Genomic DNA, 22,702 nt, shown 5'->3' on the forward strand with positions numbered 1-22,702 from the left:
CTCGGACGGTTCCGGGCGCTCACGTGACACTGCAATGACTTCTTCTTCCTCTTCCGCCTCCGGCGGCAAGCGCCGTTTCGCGCGCATCGACCGCCTCCCGCCCTACGTCTTCAACATCACGGCCGAGCTCAAGCTCGCGGCCCGCCGGCGTGGCGAGGACATCATCGACATGAGCATGGGCAACCCCGACGGGGCCACGCCGGCCCACATCGTCGCCAAGCTCAACGAGGTCTCGCAACGGCCCGACACCCACGGCTACTCGGCCAGCAAGGGCATCCCGCGCCTGCGCCGCGCCATCTCGCACTGGTACCAGCGCCGCTATGGCGTCGACATCAACCCCGACAACGAGGCCATCGTCACCATCGGCTCCAAGGAGGGCCTGGCGCATCTGATGCTGGCGACGCTGGACCGTGGCGACACCGTGCTGGTACCCGATCCCAGCTACCCCATCCACATCTACGGCGCGGTCATTGCCGGCGCCGACATCCGCGCGATTCCGGTCAGCAGCGAGGTGGATTTCTTCGCCGAGCTGGAGAAGACCATCCGCGGCAGCTACCCCAAGCCCAAGATGATGGTCTTCGGCTTCCCGTCGAATCCGACGGCGCAGTGCGTGGACCTGGGCTTCTTCGAGCGCGTCGTGGCGCTGGCCAAGAAGCACGACATCCTCGTCGTGCACGACCTGGCCTATGCCGACATCGTCTACGACGGCTATGTCGCGCCGTCCATCATGCAGGTGCCCGGCGCCAAGGACGTGGCGGTCGAGTTCTTCACGCTGTCCAAGAGCTACAACATGGCCGGCTGGCGCGTCGGCTTCATGGTCGGCAACCCCGACCTCGTCGCAGCACTCGCCCGCATCAAGAGCTATCACGACTACGGCACCTTCACGCCGCTGCAGGTCGCGGCCATTGCCGCGCTGGAGGGCGACCAGCAATGCGTGCTGGACATTTGCGCCAGCTACCAGCGCCGCCGCGACGTGCTCTACAAGGGTCTCATCGAAGCCGGCTGGCAGGTCGACTGCCCCAAGGCCAGCATGTACATCTGGGCGCCTATCCCCGAGCCCTACCGCGAGCTGGGCTCGCTGGAGTTCGCCAAGCAGCTGCTGGAGAAGGCCAAGGTCTGCGTGTCGCCCGGCATCGGCTTCGGCGACCACGGCGACGGCCATGTGCGCTTCGCGCTGATCGAGAACGAGTCGCGCATCCGCCAGGCGGTGCGCGGCATCAAGGCCATGTTCAAGGCGGATGGGCTGCTGAAGGCCTAGTTCGCCGCCGCGGCCTGCTCTCGGCGCCACGCGGCGGGCGGCAAACCCGTCGCCCGCTTGAAGGCACGCGAGAACGCCGCTTCCGACTCATAGCCCACCTGCACCGCCACGTCGGCGACGTTGGCCGGGCTCTCGCGCAGCAGCCGCGCGCCGCACTGGATGCGCCAGTTGGTCAGGTATTGCATCGGCGGCAGGCCGGTGAAGGCGACGAAGCGCTCGTGCAGGGCCGAGCGCGACAGCCCGGCGCGGCGCCCCAGCTCGTCCATGGTCCAGGGCTGCCCGGGCTCCGCGTGCATCAGCGACAGGGCGCGGCCGACCTGGCGGTCGCGCAGGGCGCCCAGCCAGCCCTGGGCCTGCGCGGGCAGCGAGTCGAGGTAGCGGCGTGTGGCGTCCACGAACACCATTTCGCTGACCCGCTGCAGCAGCGCGCCACCACCGGCACGGGGCGTGTCCCACTCCGCCACCGCCTGCTCCATGATGGGCGCGACCCAGGCGCCGACATCGGCCGCCCGCAGCCGCAGCAGCCGGGGCAGCGCGTCGATCAGGGGATTGAAGGGCTTGAGGTCGCAGGCCACGAAGCCGCACAGCAGCACGGTGGAGGCGTCCTCGCTCGGCAGCCCCTGGCCCGGCAGGAACATGCCGCCACGGTAGGTGATGGGAATCGGCTTGGGCGCATCGCGCATCTCCAGCAGCCAGCCGCCGTCATCCTCGACAGGCTTGAGCCCGGGCGCGCTCGACACCACATGCGCGTCGCCATGCGGCAGCATGATGAGGTCGCCCGGTTCCAGGCGCATCGGCGGCTCGCCGTCCACGGCCACCCAGCCGGCGCCCTTGACGAACAGGTGGTACTCGATGAGGTGCTCGGCGCCCGGCATCACCGCCGGGCCCAGTTCGCTCGCCGAGGCGGCCTGGGCGGACCACTCGTCCCGGCAGCTGACATGGAAGAACACGCCACCGCGCAGCCGCACGCTGCGCAGCACGTCGGACAGCGGGTCCATGCCACTCATGCCGGCCCGCCGGTAATTTGCACGGACGCTCGAGCAAACGCCGGCGACGCCGGGTGAAGCGCAAAAAGCCCTGAAGACGAAACATGCAGGCACCGATGCAGATGACATCGGGCTCTCTTCACCACCAAGGAAATACCTGTCATGACCACCCCCAGCACCCCGACCCCGGCAACCCCTGACTATGCCGCCATCAAGCAACGCCAGCAGGCCACCTGGGCCAGCGGCGACTATGCCGTCGTCGGCACCACGCTGCAGATCGTCGGCGAGCAGCTCGCCGAGGCTGCCGATGTGCGTGCCGACGAAAGCGTGCTCGATGTCGCTGCCGGCAACGGCAACGCGACGCTGGCCGCCGCGCGCCGCTACGCCCGCGTGACCTCCACCGACTATGTGGCCGGCCTGCTCGACAAGGGCCGCCAGCGCGCCGAGGCCGAGGGCCTGGCCGTGCATTTCGAAGTCGCCGACGTGGAAGCCCTGCCTTTCGAGGCCGGCACTTTCGACGTCGTCATGTCGACCTTCGGCGTCATGTTCGCTCCTGACCACGCGACGTCGGCGCGCGAGATGCTGCGCGTCGTGCGCCCGGGCGGCCGCATCGCGCTGGCCAACTGGACGCCCGAGGGCTTCATCGGCCAGCTGTTCAAGACCCTGGGCAAGCATCTGCCGCCGCCCGCCGGCCTGCGCTCACCGGCGCTGTGGGGCTCGGAGGCCCACATCACCGCGCTGTTCGGCCCGTCGGCCAGCGACCTTCAGGTGATGCGCAAGCACTTCAACTTCCGCTACCGCTCGGCGGAGCACTTCCTGCAGGTGTTCAAGACCTTCTACGGCCCCACGCACAAGGCCTTCGCGGCGCTCGACGCCGAAGCCGGAGCCGCGCTGGAGCGCGACATCCTCGCGCTGACGAATGAGCACGACATCGGCGGCGGACGCGGCCTGGTCGTGCCCAGCGAATACGCCGAGATCGTCGTCACCACTGCCTGATCCCTTCTCTGCCATGCAGTCCGTGCCTCCGGGCCGGGCCGCTGCATGGCTCATCGACTCCCCACCATGAAAACCTATTTCTCGATTTGCACCCTCGCGGCTCTCGCGGCCGCCCTGCCGGTACACGCCGACGTCGTCACCGCCTGGAACCTGACCGCCGGCGAGCTGCTGATCCAGTCCCGCATGGGCACGCCGCCCGCCGTGCGCGCCATGGCCATCGTGCAGACCGCCGTCCACGAAGCCGTCGCCGACGCTCAGCGCCTGCAGGCCAACCCCGACGCCGCGGTGGCAGCCGCCAACCGCGCCACGCTGCTGCAACTGATGCCCCAGCAGGAGGCCGACATCAACGCGGCCTACCGCAAGGCCATGGACAAGCTCGGCAACGCGCCTGCGGTGGCTGAAGGCGCTGCCGCCGGCGAACATGCCGCTCGCCGCGTGCTGGCCTGGCGCGCCAGCGACGGCGCCCCGGCCAAGGACGCCTACCGTCCCCACACCACTTCAGGCCAGTACGTGCCGACCGCATCGGTCGCCACGCCGCACTGGGGCCAGCGCAAGCCCTGGCTGATGAACGATGGCGCTCAGTTCCGCCCGGCGCCGCCGCCGGCCCTGGACAGCGAAGCCTGGGCGCGCGACTTCAACGAGGTCAAGGCCCTGGGCGGCAAGACCAGTGCGCAGCGCACGGCCGCGCAGACCGAAGTGGCGAAGTTCTGGGAGTTCTCGCTGCCGCCCATCTATATGGGCGTGCTGCGCTCGGTCGCGGACGCCCCCGGGCGCAGCGTCGCGCAGAACGCCAGGCTGTTCGCCGCCGCCACCCAGGCCATGGACGACGGTCTCATCGCCATCATGGACGCCAAATACCACTACGGCTTCTGGCGCCCCGTCACGGCCATCCGCAATGGCGACCGCGACGGCCGCGAAGACACCGCGATCGAAGGCGGCTGGGCGCCGCTGATCGACACACCGATGCATCCCGAGTACCCCAGCGCCCACAGCGTCCTGGCGGCATCCATGGGCGAAGTGCTGAAGGCCGACAGCGCCGGCCGGCGCCGGCCCGAACTCTCGACGAGCAGCCCGACGGCCGGCGGCGCGACGCACCGCTGGCCCTCCGTGGAGGCCTTCAGCGAAGAGGTGTCCCTGGCGCGCATCTGGGCGGGCATTCACTACCGGACCTCGACCGAGGTCGGCCTGGCCATGGGCCGGCGTGTCGGGGCGCTGGCGGCGCAGCGGGTCGCCGCGGCGCCCGTCGACGCCGGCCTGCCGGTGGCGATCGCGGCGGGCGGCGGCGCCAAGGTGCTGGAGCGCATCAGCGCCCGCGGTGTGCAGATCTACGAATGCCGCGCCGACGCCTGGCAGTTCGTCGCACCGCAGGCGACGCTGTTCGACGCCAGCGGCAAACAGATCGGCAGCCATGACGCCGGTCCGCATTGGCAAGCCGTCGACGGCAGCCGTGTGCGCGGCGCGGTGCAGGCCAAGGCGGATGCCACCCAGCCGGGCGCCATCCCGTGGCTGCTGCTGTCGGCCAGCTCGGTCGGCGCCAACGGCCGCTTCGCCGCGGTGACGGCCATCCAGCGCGTCAACACCCAGGGCGGCGCTGCGCCGCAACGCGCCTGCTCGACCGCCGAGGTGGGACAGTTGGAGAAGGTGCCCTACACGGCGGACTATCTGATGCTGGCGTCCTGACCATGACAATGGCGGGGAACTCCGCCCCGCCATTGAATACCATGCCCGCCCCTCTGCCGCCCCAGGCCTGCATCCTCGATCTCGACGGCACGCTGATCGACACCCTGGGCGATTTCGTCGCCGTGCTGGGCAGCGTGCTGTCCGACCTGGGCCTGCGCGGCGTCACGCGCGACTTCATCGAGCACACCATCGGACGCGGGAGCGAGCATCTGGTGCGGACGACGCTGGCCCATGTGGGCGCCGATCCCGCCCTTTTCGACCGCGCCTGGCCGCTCTATCAGCAACACTACGCGGCCTTGAATGGCGAGCACGCCGTCATCTACCCAGGCGTGGTCGAGGGGCTGGAGCTGCTGCGCGGCCACGGCCTGCCGCTGGCCGTGCTGACCAACAAGCCCGGCGCGCCGGCCCGTGAGCTGCTCAGGCGCAAGGGCCTGGACGGGTATTTCAGCCACGTCTTCGGCGGGGACGACTTTGCGCGCAAGAAGCCCGACCCGCTGCCGCTGGTCAAGACCTGCGAAGCGCTGGGCACGCCGCCTTCAGCGACGTGGATGGTGGGCGACTCGCGCAACGACGCCGAGGCCGCGCGCGCAGCCGGCTGCCCGCTGGTGCTGATGACCTATGGCTACAACCACGGCGAGGACACCCGCGCCGTGCCGGCCCTGCAGCACCTGGGCCGGCTCGACCAGATCAGCGTCGACGTTCCTTCTTGATGCCCAGCAGAGCGTCCTTCAACGCGTCGTCGGCCGGCTTGTCGCCCAGCCAGATGCGCAGCAGGGCCGTGAAGAACTCGGGTTCCTTGATGGGCTCGGTCATCAGCGGCTTGCCGTTGAGCAACAGCGTCGAGCCCAAGCCCGGCACATAGTCCACCGAGAAGCTGTCGCCACTGTTCAGCTGCTTGCGGCTGGCGAAGACTTCGCTGAGCTTGAGCACGCCGTTGATGCACTTGATGAACTCCTCGCGCGGCGAGTTGGCTTCCATGCCCTTGGTGAAGAGCTTGCCCAGTTCATTGCCGTCGATGTCGCGCAGCATCTGGATGTGGATGCGCTTGGGGCCGGCGGCGCTCAGCACCTCCGGCGGCGTGCTGGCCTTGTGCGTCAGGTAAAGCCCGGCCGTGTAGACCTTGAAGATGGCCTTGTAGCGCACGCCGGCGCCGTTGAGGACCAGCTTCTGGCCGGCCAGGTCCATGGCCGTCTCGTACTTCACATTGGCCACTTCGACGGTTTCCGCCCAAGCTGCCGCTCCCCCCAGACTCCCCACGGCCACCAGGGCCGCGACGATGAATGCGCGCATGTCTCGCTCCGTTGCTGTGCCGCGATGGCGGCATCTTCGTGAGCCGAAGTATGGCGCGACATGCTCAAAAACCCGCTGATACACTGATCCGATCATGTTCATCACGCGGAAGTACATCACGGGGTCGAGCGACCGGGGAGCCTGGCCCTGGCGTCGCTGGGTCACTGCCGACTGATGCTGCTTGGCGCGCCCTGACGCGCTTGTTTCCTGCGTTGCCCGTTCTCCACGGGCTGCACGCCAAGCCCTGAAACTTGCTTTTTCAAGGTTTGAGACGTGATCACCGAACTCGAATTCCAGAGCCTCGCCGCCGAAGGCTACAACCGCATCCCGCTCATCAGCGAGGCCTTTGCGGATCTTGAAACCCCGCTGTCCCTCTACCTGAAGCTCTGCTCAGGCTCCGGCCATGGCCGCAACAGCTTCTTGCTCGAATCCGTCGTCGGCGGCGAGCGCTTCGGGCGCTACTCCTTCATCGGCCTGCCGGCGCGCACGCTGATCCGGGCCAGCGGCCACCTCAGTGAGGTCGTCACCGACGGCGCCGTCATCGAGACGCACGAGGGCAACCCGCTGGACTTCATCGCGGCCTACCAGGAGCGCATCAAGCCCAAGATCCCGACCGGCCTGCCGCGCTTCTGCGGTGGCCTGGCCGGCTATTTCGGCTACGAGGCCGTGCGCGCCATCGAGAAGCGCCTGGACCGCGAGCACAAGGGCGAGTCCCTGGGCACGCCGGACATCGTGCTGCTGCTGTCGGAAGAGGTCGCCGTCATCGACAACCTGTCCGGCCGCCTCTACCTCATCGTCTGGGCCGACCCGCGCCAGCCCGAGGCCTACTTCCGTGCGACGAAGAAGCTCTCGCAGCTGCGCGACAAGCTGACCTACTCCGTCAGCGTGCCCCGGGTGCAACGCAGCGAGGCCCACCCGGTCACGCGCGGTTTCGCCAAGGCCGACTACCTGGAAGCCGTCGCCAAGGCCAAGGAATACATCGCCGCTGGCGACCTGATGCAGGTGCAGGTGGGCCAGCGCATCTCCAAGCCCTACAAGGCCGAGCCGATCGCGCTGTACCGGGCACTCAGGGCGCTGAACCCCAGCCCCTATATGTATTTCTACGATCTGGGCGACTTCCAGATCGTCGGCGCCAGCCCCGAGATCCTGGTGCGCGAGGAACACATTGGCGACGGCAGCCGCAAGGTCACCATCCGCCCGCTGGCCGGCACCCGCCCGCGCGGCGCGACGCCTGAGCGCGACCTCGAGCTGGAAGCCGAGCTGCAGGCCGACCCCAAGGAGCGCGCCGAGCACCTGATGCTGATCGACCTGGCCCGCAACGACATCGGCCGCATCGCGCGCACCGGCAGCGTCAAGGTCACGCAGGCCTTCACCATCGAGCGCTACTCCCACGTCATGCACATCGTCAGCAACGTCGAAGGCGTGCTGCGGCCCGAGGTCGGCCAGCTCGACGTGCTCAAGGCCACCTTCCCCGCCGGCACGCTGACCGGCGCACCCAAGGTGCGCGCGATGGAGCTCATCGACGAACTCGAGCCCGTGCAGCGCGGCATCTATGGCGGCGCCTGCGGCTACCTCAGCTTTGCCGGCGACATGGACCTGGCGATTGCGATCCGCACCGGCATCATCAAGAACGGCATGCTGTATGTGCAGGCCGCCGCCGGCGTTGTCGCCGACTCGGTGCCGGAACTTGAATGGCAAGAGACGGAAGCCAAAGCCAGAGCGCTGCTGCGCGCCGCCGAACTCGTCGAGGAGGGCTTCTAAATGCTGCTGATGATCGACAACTACGACAGCTTCACCTTCAACCTCGTCCAGTACTTCGGTGAACTGGGCGCCGACGTGAAGGTGGTGCGCAACGACGAGATCACCGTGGCCGAGATGGCGGCGCTGAACCCCGATCACATCGTCTTCTCGCCCGGCCCCTGCACGCCCAACGAGGCCGGCGTCTGCGTGGAAGCCATCCAGCATTTCATCGGCAAGAAGCCGCTGCTGGGCGTGTGCCTGGGCCACCAGTCCATGGGCCAGGCCCTGGGCGGCAAGATCATCCGGGCCCAGCGCCAGATGCACGGCAAGGCCAGCACGATCACCACGGACGGACGTGGCGTCTACACCGGCCTGCCCAAGGACTTCTCGGTCATCCGCTACCACTCCCTCGTCATCGAGGAAGCGACGTGCCCGGCGGTGCTGGAGATCACCTCGCGCAGCGACGACGGCGAGATCATGGGCGTGCGCCACCGCGAACTGGCCGGCACGGCCACGCCGTGCGAGGGCGTGCAGTTCCACCCCGAGTCCATCCTCAGCGAGCATGGCCACGCGATGCTGCGCAACTTCCTGGAGCTGAAGGCATGAGCGACTACGCACCTGGGTCCGGTGGCAGCGGCGGTGACGCCGTCGTGGACCTGCGCAGCGACACCGTCACCAGGCCGACGCCGGCCATGCTGGAGGCGATCAAGGCCGCCAAGGTCGGCGACGATGTTTTCGGCGACGACCCCACCGTCAATGCTTTGCAGGAGCGCGTCGCCGCGCTGCTCGGCAAGGAAGCCGCCCTCTTCATGAGCAGCGGCACGCAGAGCAATCTCTGCGGCCTTCTGGCCCACTGCGGCCGTGGCGACGAGTACATCGTCGGCCAGCTCGCCCACACCTACCGCTACGAAGGTGGCGGTGCCGCGGTGCTGGGCAGCATCCAGCCGCAGCCGCTGCCCAATCAGCCCGACGGCTCGATCAGGCTCGAAGACATCGCTGCCGCCATCAAGCCCGACGACCCGCATTTCGCGCGAACGCGGCTGCTGGCGCTGGAGAACACCTGGAGCGGCAATGTGCTGCCGGCCAGCTATGTGCGAGATGCCTGCGAACTGGCTCACTCGCGTGGCCTGGCCACGCATCTGGACGGCGCCCGCCTCTTCAACGCCGCCGTCGCCTCGGGTCGCACGGTGGCCGATCTCACGCGAACCTTCGACTCCGTCTCCATCTGCTTCAGCAAGGGCCTGGGCGCGCCCATCGGCTCCATGCTGGTCGGCTCCAGGGAGCTGATCGCCCGGGCCCACCGCGTGCGCAAGATGGTGGGTGGCGGCCTGCGCCAGGTCGGCCTGCTGGCCGCCGCGGCGGACCATGCGCTGACGCATCACGTCGACCGCCTGGCTGACGACCATGCACTGGCCAGGCGCCTGGCCGAGGGCCTGGCGGCCCTGCCGGGTGTCACGGTCACGCCACCGCAGACGAATATCGTCTTTGCCCAGGTCGAGGGCGGCCGCACGCCGGCGCTGCTGGAGCATCTGAAGTCGCGTGGCGTGCTGGCCACCGGCCTCATCGGCCTGCGCTTCGTGACCCATCTCGATGTCGACGCCGCCGGCATCGACCACGCGATTGCCTCCGCTGCCGAATTCCTGAAGGGTTGACCCATGGCCATCACCGACACCGAAGCCCTGACGCGCGTCATCGAGCACCGCGAGATCTTCCACGACGAGATGCTGACGCTGATGCGCCGCATCATGGCCGGCGAGATGTCGCCCGTCATCGCCGCCGCGCTGCTGACCGGCCTGCGCGTGAAGAAGGAAACCATCGGCGAGATCACCGCCGCGGCCCAGGTCATGCGCGAGCTGTCCAACAAGGTGCCGCTGGGTCCGCTGCCGCATCTGGTGGACGTCGTCGGCACCGGTGGCGACGGCGCGCACAGCTTCAACATCTCGACCTGCTCGATGTTCGTCGCCGCGGCCGGTGGCGCCCAGGTGGCCAAGCATGGCAACCGCAGCGTCAGCAGCAAGACCGGCAGCGCCGACGTGCTGGAGGCGCTGGGCGCCAACATCCAGCTGGCACCTCGCGCCGTGGCGGCCTGCCTGGACGAGTGCGGCATCGGCTTCATGTTCGCGCCCAACCACCACCCGGCGATGAAGAACATCGCCCCGGTGCGCCGCGAACTCGGCGTGCGCACCATCTTCAACATCCTGGGCCCGCTGACCAACCCGGCTGGCGCACCCAACATCCTGATGGGCGTCTTCCACCCCGACCTCGTCGGCATCCAGGTGCGCGTGCTGCAGCGCCTGGGCGCCGAGCATGCGCTGGTCGTCTACGGCAAGGACGGCATGGACGAGATCTCGCTGGGCGCGACGACGCTGGTCGGCGAGCTCAAGGACGGCGCCGTGCGCGAGTACGAGATCCACCCCGAGGACTTCGGCATGGCCATGGCCAGCAACCGCAGCCTCAAGGTCGACAACCCTGAGCAGTCGCGCCAGATGCTGGTCGGCGTGCTCGACGGCAACCCCGGCCCGGCGCGCGACATCGTGCTGCTGAACGCCGGCGCGACGCTGTATGCGGCCAACGTAGCGCCGACGCTGAGCGACGGCATCGCCCGCGCCCGCGTGGCCCTGGACAGCGGCGCGGCGCGCGCCAAGCTCGATGCCTTCGTGAAGCAGACTCAAGGCCTTGGGGCGAAGTGATGAGCGACATCCTGAACCGCATCGTCGAGGTCAAGTGGGAAGAGATTGCTGCGGCCAAGCTGAAGCGCTCGCTGGCCTCGCAGCGTGAAGAGGCCGAAGCCCGCAAGGCCGAGCGCCTGGGCTTCGAGCGCTCGCTGCGCGCCAGCATCGCGGCGGGCCATGCGGCCGTCATCGCCGAGATCAAGAAGGCCAGCCCCAGCAAGGGCGTGCTGCGCGAGGATTTCAAGCCGGGGCTGATCGCCGAGAGCTATGCCCGCAATGGCGCCGCCTGCCTCAGCGTGCTGACCGACGAGCGCTTTTTCCAGGGCTCGGCCGCCTACCTGCGCGAAGCCCGCGCCGCCTGCGAGCTGCCGGTGCTGCGCAAGGACTTCATGGTGGACGAATACCAGGTCATGGAAGCCGGCGCGATGGGCGCCGACTGCATCCTGCTGATCGCTGCCTGCCTGGCCGACTCGCAGATGGCCGATCTCGAGGCCACGGCCCATGCCCTCGGCCTGGACGTGCTCGTCGAAGTGCACGACGGCGATGAACTCGACCGCGCGCTGCAACTGAAGACGCCACTGGTCGGCATCAACAACCGCAATCTGCGCACCTTCGACGTGACGCTGGACACGACGCTAGCCCTGCTGCCGCGCGTGCCGGCCGACAAGCTGCTGGTGACCGAATCCGGCATCCTCGGCGCGGCCGACGTGAAGCGCATGCGTGACGCCAAGGTCAACGCCTTTCTCGTCGGCGAGGCTTTCATGCGCGCGCCCGACCCGGGTCAGGCGCTGGCCACGCTGTTCGCATGAAGCCGCTGGCTCTCCCCGACACGGACTGGCGACCTGTCGTCGAAGCCTGGGCTGATTCGCCGGTCGGCCAGAAGCTGCAAGCCTTCCTGGCAGAGCGCGCCGCCGCCGGCGCCACCATCTACCCGCCCGAGCCGCTGCGCGCCTTGACGCTGACGCCGCTGGCCGCGACCCGCGTCGTCATCCTGGGCCAGGACCCGTATCACGGCCCGGGCCAGGCCGAGGGCCTGAGCTTCAGCGTACCGGAGGGCGTGCCCTTCCCGCCCAGCCTGCGCAATATCTTCAAGGAGATCCAGCGCGACCTCGGCAAGCCTTTCCCGCCCAATGGCAGCCTGGTGCGCTGGGCCGAAGGCGGCACGCTGCTGCTGAACGCCGTGCTGACGGTGGAAGACGGCCAGCCCGCCAGCCACGCCAACCGCGGCTGGGAGGTGCTGACCGACGCCCTGATCAAGGCCGCGGCCATGGACCCGGCCCCCAAGGTCTTCATGCTCTGGGGCGCCTATGCCCAGGCCAAGGCGCCGCTGATCGAGGCCGCGCGCCGGGATCACCTGGTGCTGAAGTCCAACCACCCTTCGCCGTTGTCGGCGCTGAAGCCGCCGCGGCCCTTCATCGGCTGTGGCCACTTCTCGACCGCCAAGGCCTGGCTCGAAGAGCGCGGCCGCGGCGCGCCCCGGTCGCCCCGCAGCGAAGACGGCCACTGACGTCAGCGCCGTCTGAGCAGCCGAGGGCGACTGCCGCAGAGACTCAATCAGTCTGTTCCGTGGCCGCGGCGCCTATCGACCGGTAGCGTTCAAAAGCATGGGCGCTGGCCCCAAGCGTCACAAAGGCAAGCACCAAAGCCAAGGCAACGGCGAGGGCGACAGTCCAACGGCGAGGAGACATTGATTGACCGGGTTGTTGAGTCGAACCCAGTGTCCAAATCTGCCCCGGAGGCTTCCAGACGGCCCCGCGGAGACTTCCTTCCGCGCCGGCGATTGTTCCGCTGACAGCAACTCGCCGTTCTACCTGGCCCGCTTTTTCTCGAGGCGCGCAATTCCTACAGTGACAACCTATCGGCACACCCCATTCCAACAAGAGGATGCCGACCAGGAGAGTCACCATGAACACCACCCGAAACCTCTTCACGCTGATCACCGCCGCGACGGCCGTCGCAGCGCTGGCGGCGGGCATGCTGCTGGCGATCAGTGCGCCTGCCCCCACGGCTTCCGACTTCGGTCCGGCGGCCCTGGTGGCCAGCAGCGCGGCCGACGAGGCCTGAAACCCTCAGCTCGTCGTACAGCGCATCTTGACGCCGCCCAGCGCCTCGCGGCCGATCAGCTCGACGACCCAGTCGACGAACACCCGCAGCTTGCTGCTGAGGTGGCGGTTGGGCGGGTAGACGACGTAGACCGGCACCGGGTCGGCGTCCCACTCCTCCAGCACCCGCACCAGCTCGCCCTTCTTCAGCAGCGGCCCGGCCATGAAGCAGGTCACCTGCACCACGCCCAGATGGGCCAGGCCGGCGTTCAGATAGGCATTGGCGTCATTGACGGCGATGACATGGTTGCCCACCACCTCCACCTCTTCGTCGCCGCGCCGGAAGGTGTCTGACATGACCTTGCCGCTGCGCGCCGAGAAATAGCCCACCATGCGGTGCGGCGCCTGGCTCAGCTCCAGCGGGTGGGCCGGCATGCCGTGGCGGCGCAGGTATTCGGGCGTCGCGCAGGTGATGAAACGGAACTCGCCGATGCGCCGCGCCACCAGGCTCTGGTCGGTCAGCTCGCCACCGCGGATCACGCAATCGATGTTGTCGCTGATCAAGTCCACCGTGCGGTCGCTGACGCCCAGTTCGATCTGGATGTCCGGGTACTTCGCATAGAAGTCCGGCAGGTGCGGAATGATCATTTCGCGGCCCACGACGCCGGGGACGTCGATGCGGATGCGCCCGCGCGGCGTCATGCGCGCCTGGCTCATGCTGCCTTCCAGCTCCTCCAGGTCCCCCAGCAAACGCATGGCGCGCTCGTAGTAGGCGGCGCCATCGGGCGTCACGGTCACGCGCCGCGTCGTGCGGTTCAGCAGCTTGGTGCGCAGATGGCCTTCCAGCGTCTGGATCAGGCGGGTGACGGTGGCCTTGGGCAGGTCCAGGGAGTCGGCGGCCTTGGTGAAGGTGCCGGCCTCGACGACCCGGACATAGGCTTGCATCGCGGAGAGTCGGTCCATACCCTCATTGTTCCATGTGAAGGAAAAGTGAGTCACCTGAAGGGGCGTTTATCCCAAAGCCATTGATCCCTATCTTTCGGTCCATGGACAAGATCGCCTCCCCTGCCACTTTGCGCCTCGGCCCCGCGCCCGGCCTGGTGGCCCAGGTCTACACGGCACGCCGCCCGCTGGAAGGTGGCGACCGCGCCCTCTTGCTGTGGCTGCACGGCGGCAGCTTCACTGACGGTTCGCTGGAAGCCACCCAGGCGCGCGGCGAGATGCTGGCCGCGGCCGGCGCCGACGTCGTCGCGCTGAGCTACCCGCTGGCCCCTGAACACCCCTTCCCCGCCGGCCTGAGCGCTTCCTTCGAGGCCCTGCAGGCCCTGGCCGCCAAGCCGGCCAAGCTGACGGGCAGCCCGCACACCGCTCTCTTCGTCGCCGGCGAGGAAGCGGGCGGCAACCTTGCCGCCGCGCTCGCACTGATGGCCCGTGACCAGCATGCGCCCAAGCTCGCCGGCCAGTTGCTGATCTCGCCGATGCTGGATCCCCACCTCGGCAGCGCCTCCATGCGCGAAGGCGAATGCGGTGGCTGTGAATGCATCTACGCCAAGGGCTGGCAGGCCTATCTGGGTGGCAGCACACGCGCCGACCACCCCTACGCGGCGCCGCTGAACGCCAGCCGCCTGGGAGGCCTGGCGCCCGCGCTGATCCTCAGCGCTGCCGGCCACCCGCTGAACGACGAGTCGCGCCGCTATGCCATCGCCTTGCGCGAGCAGGGTGGTGCCGCCAAGGAACTGACGCTGCCCGCCATCGCGCCCGGCTATGCGCTGAATCCCATCCACGAGTTCCTGCGCGAGGCGGCCCGCCGTGCGCTGTCGCTTCCCGCTTGATTGATTGACCTTCGGAGAGAAATAGAAATGCAGTCCACCCCTCGTTTCAACCGTCGTGCCGGCCTGATTGCCGGTGCCGCCGCCCTCGTCGCCCTGGGCGCCGTGGGCTTCGCCCAGTTCGGCTCGGGCGCGGCCCAGGCCAACTCCGGTCCCGCGGCGCCACCGGCCACGCCGGTGTCCGTGGCCCAGGTCGTCAGCCAGGAGGTCTCGGCCTGGAACGAGTTCTCCGGCCGCCTCGAAGCCGTGGACCGCGTCGACGTGCGGGCCCGCGTGTCGGGCGCCGTGCAGGCCGTGCACTTCCGCGAGGGCAGCCTCGTGAAAGCGGGCGATCTGCTGGTCACCATCGACCCCGCGCCCTACCAGGCCGAGGTGCAGCGCCTGGAAGCCCAGGTGGCCGCCGCCCAGGCCCGCGTGACCTACACGCAGAGCGAGGCCCAGCGCGCCAAGTCCCTGCTGGAAGAGCGCGCCGTGGCCCGTCGCGAGTTCGACGAGAAGGACAACGCCGCGCGTGAAGGCGCCGCCAACCTGCGCGCTGCGCAGGCCGCATTGCAGTCGGCCCAGCTCAACCTCGGCTACACCCAGGTGCGCGCCCCGGTGGCCGGCCGCGTCGGCCGGATCGAGGTGACGACGGGCAACCTCGTTGCCGCGGGCGCCGGTGCGCCGGTGCTGACCAACCTGGTGTCGGTCAGCCCCATCTACGCCAGCTTCGACGCCGACGAGAAGATCGTCAGCAGCGCGCTGGCAACCCTTCCCGCTGACCGCCGCGGCCTGGACCGCATTCCGGTCGAGATGAGCAATGGTGCGGACGCGATGACCGGCCGCCTGCAACTGGTCGACAACCAGGTGGACGCCAAGAGCGGCACGCTGCGTGTGCGCGCCGTCTTCGACAACAAGGACGGCCGCCTGCTGCCGGGCCAGTTCGCCAAGCTGCGCATGGGCCAGGCGAAGAACGAGCCGGCATTGCTGGTGAATGAGCGCGCTGTCGGCACCGACCAGGACAAGCGTTATGTCATCGTCGTCGGCGCGGGCAACCAGGCCGAATGGCGCGGCGTGACGCTGGGCGCCAACGTCAACGGCCTGCGTGTCGTGACCAGTGGCCTCAAGGGCGGCGAGCGCATCGTCGTCGGCGGCGTGCAGCGCGTCAGACCGGGTTCGGTCCTTGCGCCCAAGGACGTCGCCATGGATGCAAAGCCTGAACTCGCGGCCCAGCAAGCCGCGGCCAAGAACTCCTAAGCCCTTCCCTCACAGAAACCCCGCTCGGCGGGCCGGTTCAGCCGGCCTGCGGGCGGTGTGCTGCCGGAGCACCTCATGAATCTCTCCAAATTCTTCATCGACCGCCCCATCTTTGCGGGCGTGCTGTCGCTGCTGATCTTCATCGGCGGCCTGCTGTCGATCCGCGCGCTGCCGATCTCGGAATACCCCGACGTCGTGCCGCCCTCGGTCGTCGTGCGCGCCCAGTACCCCGGCGCCAATCCCAAGGTCATCGCCGAGACGGTGGCGACGCCGCTGGAAGAAGCCATCAACGGCATCGAGGACATGCTCTATATGAGCAGCCAGGCAACCACCGACGGCCTGATGACGCTGACCGTCAGCTTCAAGCTCGGCACCGACCCCGACAAGGCCCAGCAGCTGGTGCAGAACCGCGTCAGCCAGGCCGAGGCGCGCCTACCCGAGGAGGTCAAGCGCCTGGGCGTCACGACGGTCAAGAGCAGCCCCGACCTGACCATGGTCGTGCACCTGACCTCGCCCAACGACCGCTACGACATGACCTATCTGCGCAACTACGCGCTGCTCAACGTCAAGGACCGCCTCGCGCGCATCCCGGGCGTGGGCCAGGTGCTGATGTTCGGCTCGGGCGACTACGCGATGCGCGTCTGGCTGGACCCGCAGAAGGTCGCCGAGCATGGCCTGTCGGCCAGTGACGTGGTGGCAGCCATCCGCGGCCAGAACGTGCAGGCCGCGGCCGGCGTCGTTGGCGCTTCCCCGGGCCTGGCGGGCATCGACCTGCAGCTGTCCGTCAATGCGCAGGGCCGCCTGCAGACGGCGGAGGAGTTCGGCGACATCATCGTCAAGACGGGCTCGACCGGTGCCGTCACGCGCCTGCGCGACCTCGGCCGCGTCGAGCTGGGTGCCAGCGAATACGCGCTGCGCTCGCTGCTGGACAACAAGTCCGCCGTGGCCGTGCCCATCTTCCAGGCCCCGGGCGGCAATGCGCTGGACATCTCCAAGAACGTCCGCGAGACCATGGCCGAGCTGAAGGCCGGCATGCCCGAGGGCGTGGAATACACCATCGTCTATGACCCGACGCAGTTCGTGCGCGCCTCCATCGAGTCGGTCATCCACACGCTGCTGGAAGCCGTCGCCCTGGTGGTGCTGGTCGTCATCCTGTTCCTGCAGACCTGGCGCGCCTCCATCATTCCGCTGCTGGCCGTGCCGGTGTCGATCATCGGCACGTTCGCCGTCATGCACGGCTTCGGCTTCTCGATCAACGCACTGAGCCTGTTCGGCCTGGTGCTGGCCATCGGCATCGTCGTGGACGACGCCATCGTGGTGGTGGAGAACGTGGAGCGCAATATCGCCGCGGGCCTGAGTCCGCGTGAAGCGACCTACCAGGCCATGCGCGAGGTGTCCGGCCCCATCATCGCCATCGCACTGACGCTGATCTCGGTGTTCGTGCCGCTGGCCTTCATCACCGGCCTGACCGGCCAGTTCTACAAGCAGTTCGCGCTGACCATCGCCATCTCGACGGTGATCTCGGCGATCAACTCGCTGACGCTGTCGCCGGCCCTGGCCGCCCTGCTGCTGAAGGACCACCACGCCCCCAAGGACGCGCTGACCCGCGGCATGGACGCCGTGCTGGGCCGCTTCTTCGGCGGCTTCAACCGGCTGTTCTCGAGCGGCTCCGCCAAGTACGGCAGCGGCGTGAAGACGCTGATGTCGCGCAAGGCCGTCATGATGGTCGTCTACCTCGTGCTCGTCGCGGCGACGGCCGGTCTGTTCAAGGCCGTGCCGGGCGGCTTCGTGCCGGGCCAGGACAAGCAGTACCTGATCGGCTTTGCCCAGCTGCCCGACGGCGCGACGCTGGACCGCACCGAGGACGTCATCCGCCGCATGACCGACATCACGCTGAAGACGCCGGGTGTCGAACACGCGGTCGCCTTCCCCGGCCTGTCGATCAACGGCTTCACCAACAGCGCCAGCTCGGGCATCGTCTTCGCGACGCTCAAGCCCTTCGACGAGCGCAAGAGCAAGGACCTGTCGGCCGATGCCATCGCAGGCAAGCTGAACGCCCAGTACGGCGCCATCGAGGACGCCTTCATCGTCATGTTCCCGCCGCCGCCCGTGCAGGGCCTGGGCACGACGGGTGGTTTCAAGCTGCAGCTGCAGGATCGCGGCGGCCTCGGCTACGAGGCGCTGGACCAGGCGCTGAAGGCCTTCATGGCCAAGGCCTACAAGACGCCCGAACTGGCCGGCCTGTTCTCGAGCTTCCAGGTCAATGTGCCGCAGCTGTTCGCCGACCTCGACCGCACCAAGGCCCGCCAGCTCGGTGTCGCCGTGACGGACGTGTTCGACACCATGCAGATCTACCTCGGCAGCCTGTATGTGAACGACTTCAACAAGTTCGGCCGCACCTACTCGGTCCGCGTGCAGGCGGATGCCGCCTACCGCGCCCGTGCCGAGGACATCGGCGCGCTGAAGGTGCGCTCGTCCGCCGGCGAGATGGTGCCGCTGTCCGCGCTGATGAAGGTCACGCCCAGCTTCGGCCCCGAGCGCGCGCTGCGCTACAACGGCTTCCTGTCCGCCGACATCAACGGCGGCGCCGCGCCCGGCTTCTCGTCGGGCCAGGCGCAGGCCGCCGTCGAGCGCATCGCCGCCGAGACCCTGCCCCCGGGCATCGGCTATGAGTGGACCGACCTGACCTACCAGGAAAAGATCGCCGGCAACTCGGGTGCGTGGGTCTTCCCGCTGGCCATCCTGCTGGTCTTCCTGGTGCTGGCCGCGCAGTACGAGAGCCTGACCCTGCCCATCGCCATCCTGCTGATCGTCCCGATGGGCCTGCTGGCGGCGATGACCGGCGTGTATCTCAGCCACGGCGACAACAACGTCTTCACGCAGATCGGGCTGATCGTGCTGGTCGGCTTGAGTGCGAAGAACGCCATCCTGATCGTCGAGTTCGCCCGCGAGCTGGAGTTCGCCGGCCGCACGCCGATGCAGGCGGCACTGGAGGCGGCGCGGCTGCGGCTGCGCCCCATCCTGATGACGTCGATGGCCTTCGTCATGGGCGTGCTGCCCCTGGTGCTGTCCACCGGCGCCGGCGCCGAGATGCGCCAGGCCATGGGCATCGCGGTGTTCGCCGGAATGATCGGCGTGACGCTGTTCGGCCTGTTCCTGACGCCGCTGTTCTACGTCATCGTGCGCCGCGTCACCGGCAATGCACCGCTGCGCCACCACGGTGGCCAGGTGGCATCGCCTGCGGCCCCCGCAGCTCCCGCGCGGCCCGTCATCGACGCCCTGCCGCAACGAGGAAAGTGAGCTTCCCCATGAAATTGAACCTGACCCCACTTTTTGCAGCCTTGCTGCTGGCCGGTTGCGCCTCGGTCGGCAGCGTCGACCCGGCCCAGCTGCCGCAGGCACCTGCGGCCTACAAGACGACCTCCGCGAACGGCGCAGCTGCGCTGACCGCCAGCTGGTGGCAGCCCTTCGCCGATCCGGTGCTCGACGATCTCGTCGGCCGCGCGATGGCGGCCAACACCAGCGTGCAGGCGGCGGCCAATCGCCTGGCCCAGGCCCGCGCTGCGCTGGGCGGTGCCGAGGCTTCGCGGCTGCCGCAGCTCGGCGCCTCCGCAGGCGCAGGTCGCTTCGCCGATCCTGGCGCACGCGGCGCCAACCAATACAGCGCCGGCCTGAACCTGGCCTATGAGCTGGACCTCGGCGGCCGCCTGCTGCACGAGCGCGATGCCAGCGCCCTGGACGTCAGGGCTCGCGAGCAGTTGCTGGCCGACGCCCGCCTGCTGGTGCAAGCCAATGTCGCCCGCGGCTATCTGGCGCTGCGTGCGCTGGATGCCGAGCGCGAGATCGTCAGGGGCACCGTCGCTGCCTATGGCGAGACGCTGTCTCTGACCGAGAAGCGCGCCCGCGCCGGTGACGTCGCCGACCTGGACCTGGCTCGCGTGCGCGCCGAGCTGGCCGCCAACGAAGCCGAAGCGCTGGCGCTGGACCGCCGTCGCCTGGAACTGGAAACGGCGCTGGCCGTGCTGCTGGGCGAGCCGGCCTCCAACTTCCGCCTCGCGCCCACCGCATGGGCCACGGCCCTGCCCAGCGTGCCCGCCGGCCTGCCGAGCGAGCTGCTGCAACGTCGCCCCGACCTCGCCGCCGCGCGCAGCCAGCTGCAGGCCGCGCAGGCACGGGTGGGTGTGGCGCAGGCCGCCTGGTGGCCCAGCCTGTCGCTGACGGCCCAGGGCGGTGGCGTGTCCAACGAGGTGTCCAACCTGCTGAAGAGCGGTGCCAGCACCTGGGGTATCGGCCTGCTGGCGGCGCTGCCGATCTTCGACGGTGGCCGCCGCGAGGCCGGCGTCAACACGGCCAAGGCCCAGCTCGACGGCTCGGCCATCGCCTTCCGCGAGCAGTTCCTGCTGGCGCTGAAGGACGTGGAGGACCAGCTCGGTGCGCTGACGCTGCTGCAGCAACAGGGCGAGGCCAATGCCCGCGCGGTCAGCGCGGCCAGCCAAGCCCTGAAGCTGTCGGACACGCGCTACCGCAACGGCCTGGTCAGCCAGCTCGAACTGCTGGACGCGCGCCGCAGCGAACTCGCCAACAAGCGCGCCGCGCTGCAGGTGCGCTCGGCGCAGTACCAGGCCACGGTCGGCCTGATCCGCGCGCTGGGTGGGGGCTGGGTCAGCCCCGCTTGAGGACGGCGATGTTCAGCGTCGCGCGCTGCACGAAGCCCAGGCTGTCGTAGAGCGCGATGGCGGCGGTGTTCGCCGTCCAGGCGTGCAGGAAGGCCTGCTCGCCGCGCCGCTGGATGTCGGCCGTCACCGCGGCCGACAGCCGGCGTGCCAGGCCCCGGCCGCGGAAATCGGGATGGGTGCAGACGGCGCTGACCTCGACGTGGCCGGGGAAGCGCATGCGCTCGCCGGCCATCGCGGCGAGGCGCCCGCCGATGCGGACGCCGATGAAGCGGCCCATGGTGTGGGTGCGGGGCAGAAAGGGCCCCGGCTCGGTCAGCGTGGCCAGGGCCAGCATGTCGGCCGCATCGGCGTCGCCGAGCAATTGCACGTCCTCGTCGGGCTCGAGTGCTTGCATCGCCACCATCTGCACGCCCAATGCCTCCTTCACGGCGACCAGCCCCGGCGGCACGGCGATGGGCGGCACCTGGGCGAGGTAGACCGCGTCATCGCCGGGCTGCACGAGCGCAGCCAGGGCGGCCAGGCTTTCCGCGCTGTCGTCACGCGCGGCGGCGAAGCGGTTGATGTCGGCCTTGAAGCGCCGCGCACGCGGGTCGCCCAGCGCCCACTGCGGCTGGTGCAGCAGGCTGGCCCAGACGGGTCGGTCGAGGTCGCTCATGGCTTCACCCGCTGCGGCAGCGGCGTCGCCACCAGCGCGTCTTCCAGCATCGCCAGCTGCCTGAGCAGATCGCCCTCCAGCCCCGCACAGGCTTCGGCCACGGCCGCCGCGATGGCCGGCCAGGCCTCACGCTGCGAGCGCTCGACGAGCCCCCGGCCCTTGCCGCTCAGCGCCACCCGGCGCACGCGCCGGTCCTGTTCCGAAGCCTCCGACGCCACCAGGCCCTCGTCCTCCAGCCCCCGCAGGGAGCGCGTCACGACGGGCTGGCTGACGCCCACGGCCTGGCTCAGCTCGCCGACGCTCAAGGGCCCGAGCCGGTCCAGTGCCGCCAGCAGTGGGAACCAGGCCGCCGGCTGCTCGAAGCCATGCGCGGCGAGCACCACCTGGGTCTGCGCCTGCAGCGTCTCGCCGATGCGCTTGAGCCGCGTGCCCAGGCTCAGATGGCCCAACTCCCTGACAACGTCTTCGACCACGGCAACTCCTGCCATCCGATATGCATACCATGCTATGCATGACGTCGCAACTTGTCCAGGGCGGGCCAAAAAGCGGGAATTCGGGTGGAGACGAGACCGCAACCGCGGCGCGCGCGGTTTTCAGCGGTCTTCCCAAGGCGGCGGCGCCTCAGCGCCGCCTAGGCGCTGCGATCAGGGCAGCGTCTTGCAGTTGGGCTTGCAGACCACCTCGTTGCGGCCAAGCAGCCGGATGGACTGCAGGCTGGCCGGCGCGCGGTGCTTGCCGCACTTGAAGCAGGAGCGGGTGTGCCCGCTGCCCAGGAAGGGCGAACCGCCGATTTTCGACTGGTAGCGCAAGCCATCCTGGCGGACCGCGGTGACGGTGTCTTTGCTCATTCTTCAGACAGGTCGGGACGAAACGTGAATTGACTCATGGCGAAGATGACAGCGCCATCTCGCAAGCCCGAGGTTGCCGCCTCCAGAAGGCAAAAACGCGGGCTTTCCCTACCTCGATCTGCGGGGTGAGCGAACGAGGACAATGCCGCTCCGCTCGAGAACACGACATGGCCAAGCTCTTTTTCCGCTACGCCGCGATGAACGCCGGCAAGTCCACCGCCCTGCTGCAGGTGGCGCACAACTACGAGGAACGCGGCCACCGGGTGCGCATCTTCACGGCGCGGTTGGACGACCGCTATGGCCATGGCTTCGTCACGTCACGCCTGGGGCCGCAGCGCCAGGCCGAGCAATTCGATGCCAGCACCGATTTCCTGTCCCTGGTCGCCGAGACCCCCGGCATCGCCTGCCTGCTGGTCGACGAGGCGCAATTCCTGTCCAAGCAGCAGGTGCAGCAGCTGCACGAGCTGGCGCATCTGCGCAATCTGCCGGCCATCTGCTACGGCCTGCGCACGGACTTCCAGGGCGAGCTCTTCCCCGGCTCGGCCAGGCTGCTGGCCCTGGCCGACGAGATGGACGAGATGAAGACCATCTGCGACTGCGGTCGCAAGGCGACGATGAACATGCGGGTGGACGCCAACAACCGCAAGGTCACCGAGGGCGCCCAGGTCGAGATCGGCGGCAATGCCCGCTACCGGTCCGTCTGCGGCCGCTGCTTTCGCCAGGGGTGAATGCAAAGCGCCGCCACGGGCACGGGACCGGTGGCGGCACTTGTCGTTCATGAACCTCGCGCGTGG

22 protein-coding genes are annotated in these 22,702 nt (G+C 68.9%); 16 read left to right on the forward strand and 6 right to left on the reverse strand.

Annotated features, from left to right (window positions below; translation table 11 throughout):
- Window positions 1–34 precede the first annotated feature (34 nt).
- Complete coding sequence (alaC, locus tag AC1D2H_RS15535) at window positions 35–1,258, forward strand: alanine transaminase (RefSeq protein WP_478011580.1); 1,224 nt, start codon at window positions 35–37, stop codon at window positions 1,256–1,258.
- On the opposite strand, the gene AC1D2H_RS15540 is transcribed toward alaC, so the two are convergent.
- Window positions 1,255–2,265, reverse strand: coding sequence for an AraC family transcriptional regulator (locus tag AC1D2H_RS15540; RefSeq protein WP_478011581.1), 1,011 nt, complete (start codon window positions 2,263–2,265; stop codon window positions 1,255–1,257). The genes alaC and AC1D2H_RS15540 overlap by 4 nt on opposite strands.
- A gap of 141 nt (window positions 2,266–2,406) precedes the next feature.
- Here AC1D2H_RS15540 and AC1D2H_RS15545 point away from each other — a divergent pair, with 141 nt between their 5' ends.
- The 3 genes from AC1D2H_RS15545 (at window position 2,407) to AC1D2H_RS15555 (ending at window position 5,630) form a co-directional block, all read left to right on the forward strand.
- On the forward strand, window positions 2,407–3,240 hold the full coding sequence (locus tag AC1D2H_RS15545; RefSeq protein WP_478011582.1) for a class I SAM-dependent methyltransferase: 834 nt from the start codon (window positions 2,407–2,409) through the stop codon (window positions 3,238–3,240).
- A gap of 66 nt (window positions 3,241–3,306) precedes the next feature.
- A complete protein-coding gene (locus AC1D2H_RS15550; protein ID WP_478011583.1) occupies window positions 3,307–4,920 on the forward strand; it encodes a DUF3455 domain-containing protein in 1,614 nt (537 codons plus the stop codon).
- A 41-nt stretch (window positions 4,921–4,961) separates the two neighbouring features.
- Window positions 4,962–5,630, forward strand: a complete 669-nt coding sequence (locus AC1D2H_RS15555; protein WP_478011584.1) for an HAD-IA family hydrolase — start codon at window positions 4,962–4,964, stop codon at window positions 5,628–5,630.
- Here AC1D2H_RS15555 and AC1D2H_RS15560 read toward each other — a convergent pair.
- Complete coding sequence (locus tag AC1D2H_RS15560; protein WP_477930175.1) at window positions 5,608–6,210, reverse strand: chalcone isomerase family protein; 603 nt, start codon at window positions 6,208–6,210, stop codon at window positions 5,608–5,610. The two genes, AC1D2H_RS15555 and AC1D2H_RS15560, sit on opposite strands and share 23 nt — an antisense overlap.
- A gap of 273 nt (window positions 6,211–6,483) precedes the next feature.
- Here AC1D2H_RS15560 and trpE point away from each other — a divergent pair, with 273 nt between their 5' ends.
- The 7 genes from trpE to AC1D2H_RS15595 all read left to right on the forward strand — a co-directional run bounded on the left by trpE (window position 6,484) and on the right by AC1D2H_RS15595 (window position 12,686).
- On the forward strand, window positions 6,484–7,971 hold the full coding sequence (gene trpE / locus AC1D2H_RS15565; RefSeq protein ID WP_477930173.1) for an anthranilate synthase component I: 1,488 nt from the start codon (window positions 6,484–6,486) through the stop codon (window positions 7,969–7,971).
- Entirely contained in the window at window positions 7,972–8,556 is a 585-nt protein-coding gene (locus tag AC1D2H_RS15570) for an anthranilate synthase component II (protein ID WP_477930171.1), read from the forward strand.
- Window positions 8,553–9,602, forward strand: coding sequence for a low-specificity L-threonine aldolase (ltaE, locus tag AC1D2H_RS15575; protein ID WP_478011585.1), 1,050 nt, complete (start codon window positions 8,553–8,555; stop codon window positions 9,600–9,602). Before AC1D2H_RS15570 ends, ltaE begins: the two co-directional genes overlap by 4 nt.
- Before the next feature lie 3 nt (window positions 9,603–9,605).
- Window positions 9,606–10,640 carry an anthranilate phosphoribosyltransferase gene (gene trpD / locus AC1D2H_RS15580; protein WP_477930168.1) on the forward strand — a complete coding sequence of 345 codons (1,035 nt, stop codon included), beginning with the start codon at window positions 9,606–9,608 and terminating at the stop codon, window positions 10,638–10,640.
- Entirely contained in the window at window positions 10,640–11,431 is a 792-nt protein-coding gene (trpC, locus tag AC1D2H_RS15585; RefSeq protein ID WP_478011586.1) for an indole-3-glycerol phosphate synthase TrpC, read from the forward strand. Before trpD ends, trpC begins: the two co-directional genes overlap by 1 nt.
- Window positions 11,428–12,129 carry a uracil-DNA glycosylase gene (locus AC1D2H_RS15590; RefSeq protein WP_478011587.1) on the forward strand — a complete coding sequence of 234 codons (702 nt, stop codon included), beginning with the start codon at window positions 11,428–11,430 and terminating at the stop codon, window positions 12,127–12,129. The genes trpC and AC1D2H_RS15590 overlap by 4 nt, the downstream gene beginning before the upstream one ends.
- 398 nt (window positions 12,130–12,527) lie before the next feature.
- Complete coding sequence (locus tag AC1D2H_RS15595) at window positions 12,528–12,686, forward strand: hypothetical protein (RefSeq protein ID WP_477930163.1); 159 nt, start codon at window positions 12,528–12,530, stop codon at window positions 12,684–12,686.
- A 5-nt stretch (window positions 12,687–12,691) separates the two neighbouring features.
- Here AC1D2H_RS15595 and AC1D2H_RS15600 read toward each other — a convergent pair whose 3' ends face one another.
- Window positions 12,692–13,627, reverse strand: a complete 936-nt coding sequence (locus tag AC1D2H_RS15600; RefSeq protein WP_477930161.1) for a LysR family transcriptional regulator — start codon at window positions 13,625–13,627, stop codon at window positions 12,692–12,694.
- A gap of 83 nt (window positions 13,628–13,710) precedes the next feature.
- Here AC1D2H_RS15600 and AC1D2H_RS15605 point away from each other — a divergent pair, with 83 nt between their 5' ends.
- The 4 genes from AC1D2H_RS15605 to AC1D2H_RS15620 all read left to right on the forward strand — a co-directional run bounded on the left by AC1D2H_RS15605 (window position 13,711) and on the right by AC1D2H_RS15620 (window position 20,405).
- Window positions 13,711–14,496 carry an alpha/beta hydrolase fold domain-containing protein gene (locus AC1D2H_RS15605; RefSeq protein WP_477930159.1) on the forward strand — a complete coding sequence of 262 codons (786 nt, stop codon included), beginning with the start codon at window positions 13,711–13,713 and terminating at the stop codon, window positions 14,494–14,496.
- A 27-nt stretch (window positions 14,497–14,523) separates the two neighbouring features.
- Window positions 14,524–15,729 (forward strand): efflux RND transporter periplasmic adaptor subunit, encoded by a 1,206-nt coding sequence (locus AC1D2H_RS15610; protein ID WP_478011588.1) that lies wholly within the window; start codon window positions 14,524–14,526, stop codon window positions 15,727–15,729.
- A gap of 75 nt (window positions 15,730–15,804) precedes the next feature.
- Entirely contained in the window at window positions 15,805–19,029 is a 3,225-nt protein-coding gene (locus AC1D2H_RS15615; RefSeq protein ID WP_478011589.1) for an efflux RND transporter permease subunit, read from the forward strand.
- An 8-nt stretch (window positions 19,030–19,037) separates the two neighbouring features.
- A complete protein-coding gene (locus AC1D2H_RS15620; protein ID WP_478011590.1) occupies window positions 19,038–20,405 on the forward strand; it encodes an efflux transporter outer membrane subunit in 1,368 nt (455 codons plus the stop codon).
- On the opposite strand, the gene AC1D2H_RS15625 is transcribed toward AC1D2H_RS15620, so the two are convergent.
- The 3 genes from AC1D2H_RS15625 to AC1D2H_RS15635 all read right to left on the reverse strand — a co-directional run bounded on the left by AC1D2H_RS15625 (window position 20,392) and on the right by AC1D2H_RS15635 (window position 21,908).
- On the reverse strand, window positions 20,392–21,060 hold the full coding sequence (locus AC1D2H_RS15625; RefSeq protein WP_478011591.1) for a GNAT family N-acetyltransferase: 669 nt from the start codon (window positions 21,058–21,060) through the stop codon (window positions 20,392–20,394). The genes AC1D2H_RS15620 and AC1D2H_RS15625 overlap by 14 nt on opposite strands.
- Window positions 21,057–21,533: a MarR family winged helix-turn-helix transcriptional regulator gene (locus tag AC1D2H_RS15630; protein WP_478011592.1), complete on the reverse strand. Its 477-nt coding sequence runs from the start codon at window positions 21,531–21,533 to the stop codon at window positions 21,057–21,059. The genes AC1D2H_RS15625 and AC1D2H_RS15630 overlap by 4 nt, the downstream gene beginning before the upstream one ends.
- A 171-nt stretch (window positions 21,534–21,704) precedes the next feature.
- Window positions 21,705–21,908: a hypothetical protein gene (locus tag AC1D2H_RS15635; protein ID WP_056266871.1), complete on the reverse strand. Its 204-nt coding sequence runs from the start codon at window positions 21,906–21,908 to the stop codon at window positions 21,705–21,707.
- 167 nt (window positions 21,909–22,075) lie between these two features.
- On the opposite strand from AC1D2H_RS15635, the gene AC1D2H_RS15640 reads away from it, so the two are divergent.
- Complete coding sequence (locus AC1D2H_RS15640) at window positions 22,076–22,636, forward strand: thymidine kinase (protein WP_478011593.1); 561 nt, start codon at window positions 22,076–22,078, stop codon at window positions 22,634–22,636.
- The last annotated feature ends 66 nt before the right edge of the window (window positions 22,637–22,702 follow it).

It is taken from the genome of Roseateles sp. P1_C1_2 (assembly GCF_056406535.1).

What these genes read in the sequence shown, in the direction of transcription:
- alaC (WP_478011580.1), top strand. Translation starts at nt 35, where the DNA reads ATGACTTCTTCTTCCTCTTCCGCCTCCGGCGGCAAGCGCCGTTTCGCG.
- AC1D2H_RS15540 (WP_478011581.1), bottom strand. Translation starts at nt 2,265, where the DNA reads ATGAGTGGCATGGACCCGCTGTCCGACGTGCTGCGCAGCGTGCGGCTG.
- AC1D2H_RS15545 (WP_478011582.1), top strand. Translation starts at nt 2,407, where the DNA reads ATGACCACCCCCAGCACCCCGACCCCGGCAACCCCTGACTATGCCGCC.
- AC1D2H_RS15550 (WP_478011583.1), top strand. Translation starts at nt 3,307, where the DNA reads ATGAAAACCTATTTCTCGATTTGCACCCTCGCGGCTCTCGCGGCCGCC.
- AC1D2H_RS15555 (WP_478011584.1), top strand. Translation starts at nt 4,962, where the DNA reads ATGCCCGCCCCTCTGCCGCCCCAGGCCTGCATCCTCGATCTCGACGGC.
- AC1D2H_RS15560 (WP_477930175.1), bottom strand. Translation starts at nt 6,210, where the DNA reads ATGCGCGCATTCATCGTCGCGGCCCTGGTGGCCGTGGGGAGTCTGGGG.
- AC1D2H_RS15570 (WP_477930171.1), top strand. Translation starts at nt 7,972, where the DNA reads ATGCTGCTGATGATCGACAACTACGACAGCTTCACCTTCAACCTCGTC.
- ltaE (WP_478011585.1), top strand. Translation starts at nt 8,553, where the DNA reads ATGAGCGACTACGCACCTGGGTCCGGTGGCAGCGGCGGTGACGCCGTC.
- trpD (WP_477930168.1), top strand. Translation starts at nt 9,606, where the DNA reads ATGGCCATCACCGACACCGAAGCCCTGACGCGCGTCATCGAGCACCGC.
- trpC (WP_478011586.1), top strand. Translation starts at nt 10,640, where the DNA reads ATGAGCGACATCCTGAACCGCATCGTCGAGGTCAAGTGGGAAGAGATT.
- AC1D2H_RS15590 (WP_478011587.1), top strand. Translation starts at nt 11,428, where the DNA reads ATGAAGCCGCTGGCTCTCCCCGACACGGACTGGCGACCTGTCGTCGAA.
- AC1D2H_RS15595 (WP_477930163.1), top strand. Translation starts at nt 12,528, where the DNA reads ATGAACACCACCCGAAACCTCTTCACGCTGATCACCGCCGCGACGGCC.
- AC1D2H_RS15600 (WP_477930161.1), bottom strand. Translation starts at nt 13,627, where the DNA reads ATGGACCGACTCTCCGCGATGCAAGCCTATGTCCGGGTCGTCGAGGCC.
- AC1D2H_RS15605 (WP_477930159.1), top strand. Translation starts at nt 13,711, where the DNA reads ATGGACAAGATCGCCTCCCCTGCCACTTTGCGCCTCGGCCCCGCGCCC.
- AC1D2H_RS15610 (WP_478011588.1), top strand. Translation starts at nt 14,524, where the DNA reads ATGCAGTCCACCCCTCGTTTCAACCGTCGTGCCGGCCTGATTGCCGGT.
- AC1D2H_RS15615 (WP_478011589.1), top strand. Translation starts at nt 15,805, where the DNA reads ATGAATCTCTCCAAATTCTTCATCGACCGCCCCATCTTTGCGGGCGTG.
- AC1D2H_RS15620 (WP_478011590.1), top strand. Translation starts at nt 19,038, where the DNA reads ATGAAATTGAACCTGACCCCACTTTTTGCAGCCTTGCTGCTGGCCGGT.
- AC1D2H_RS15625 (WP_478011591.1), bottom strand. Translation starts at nt 21,060, where the DNA reads ATGAGCGACCTCGACCGACCCGTCTGGGCCAGCCTGCTGCACCAGCCG.
- AC1D2H_RS15635 (WP_056266871.1), bottom strand. Translation starts at nt 21,908, where the DNA reads ATGAGCAAAGACACCGTCACCGCGGTCCGCCAGGATGGCTTGCGCTAC.
- AC1D2H_RS15640 (WP_478011593.1), top strand. Translation starts at nt 22,076, where the DNA reads ATGGCCAAGCTCTTTTTCCGCTACGCCGCGATGAACGCCGGCAAGTCC.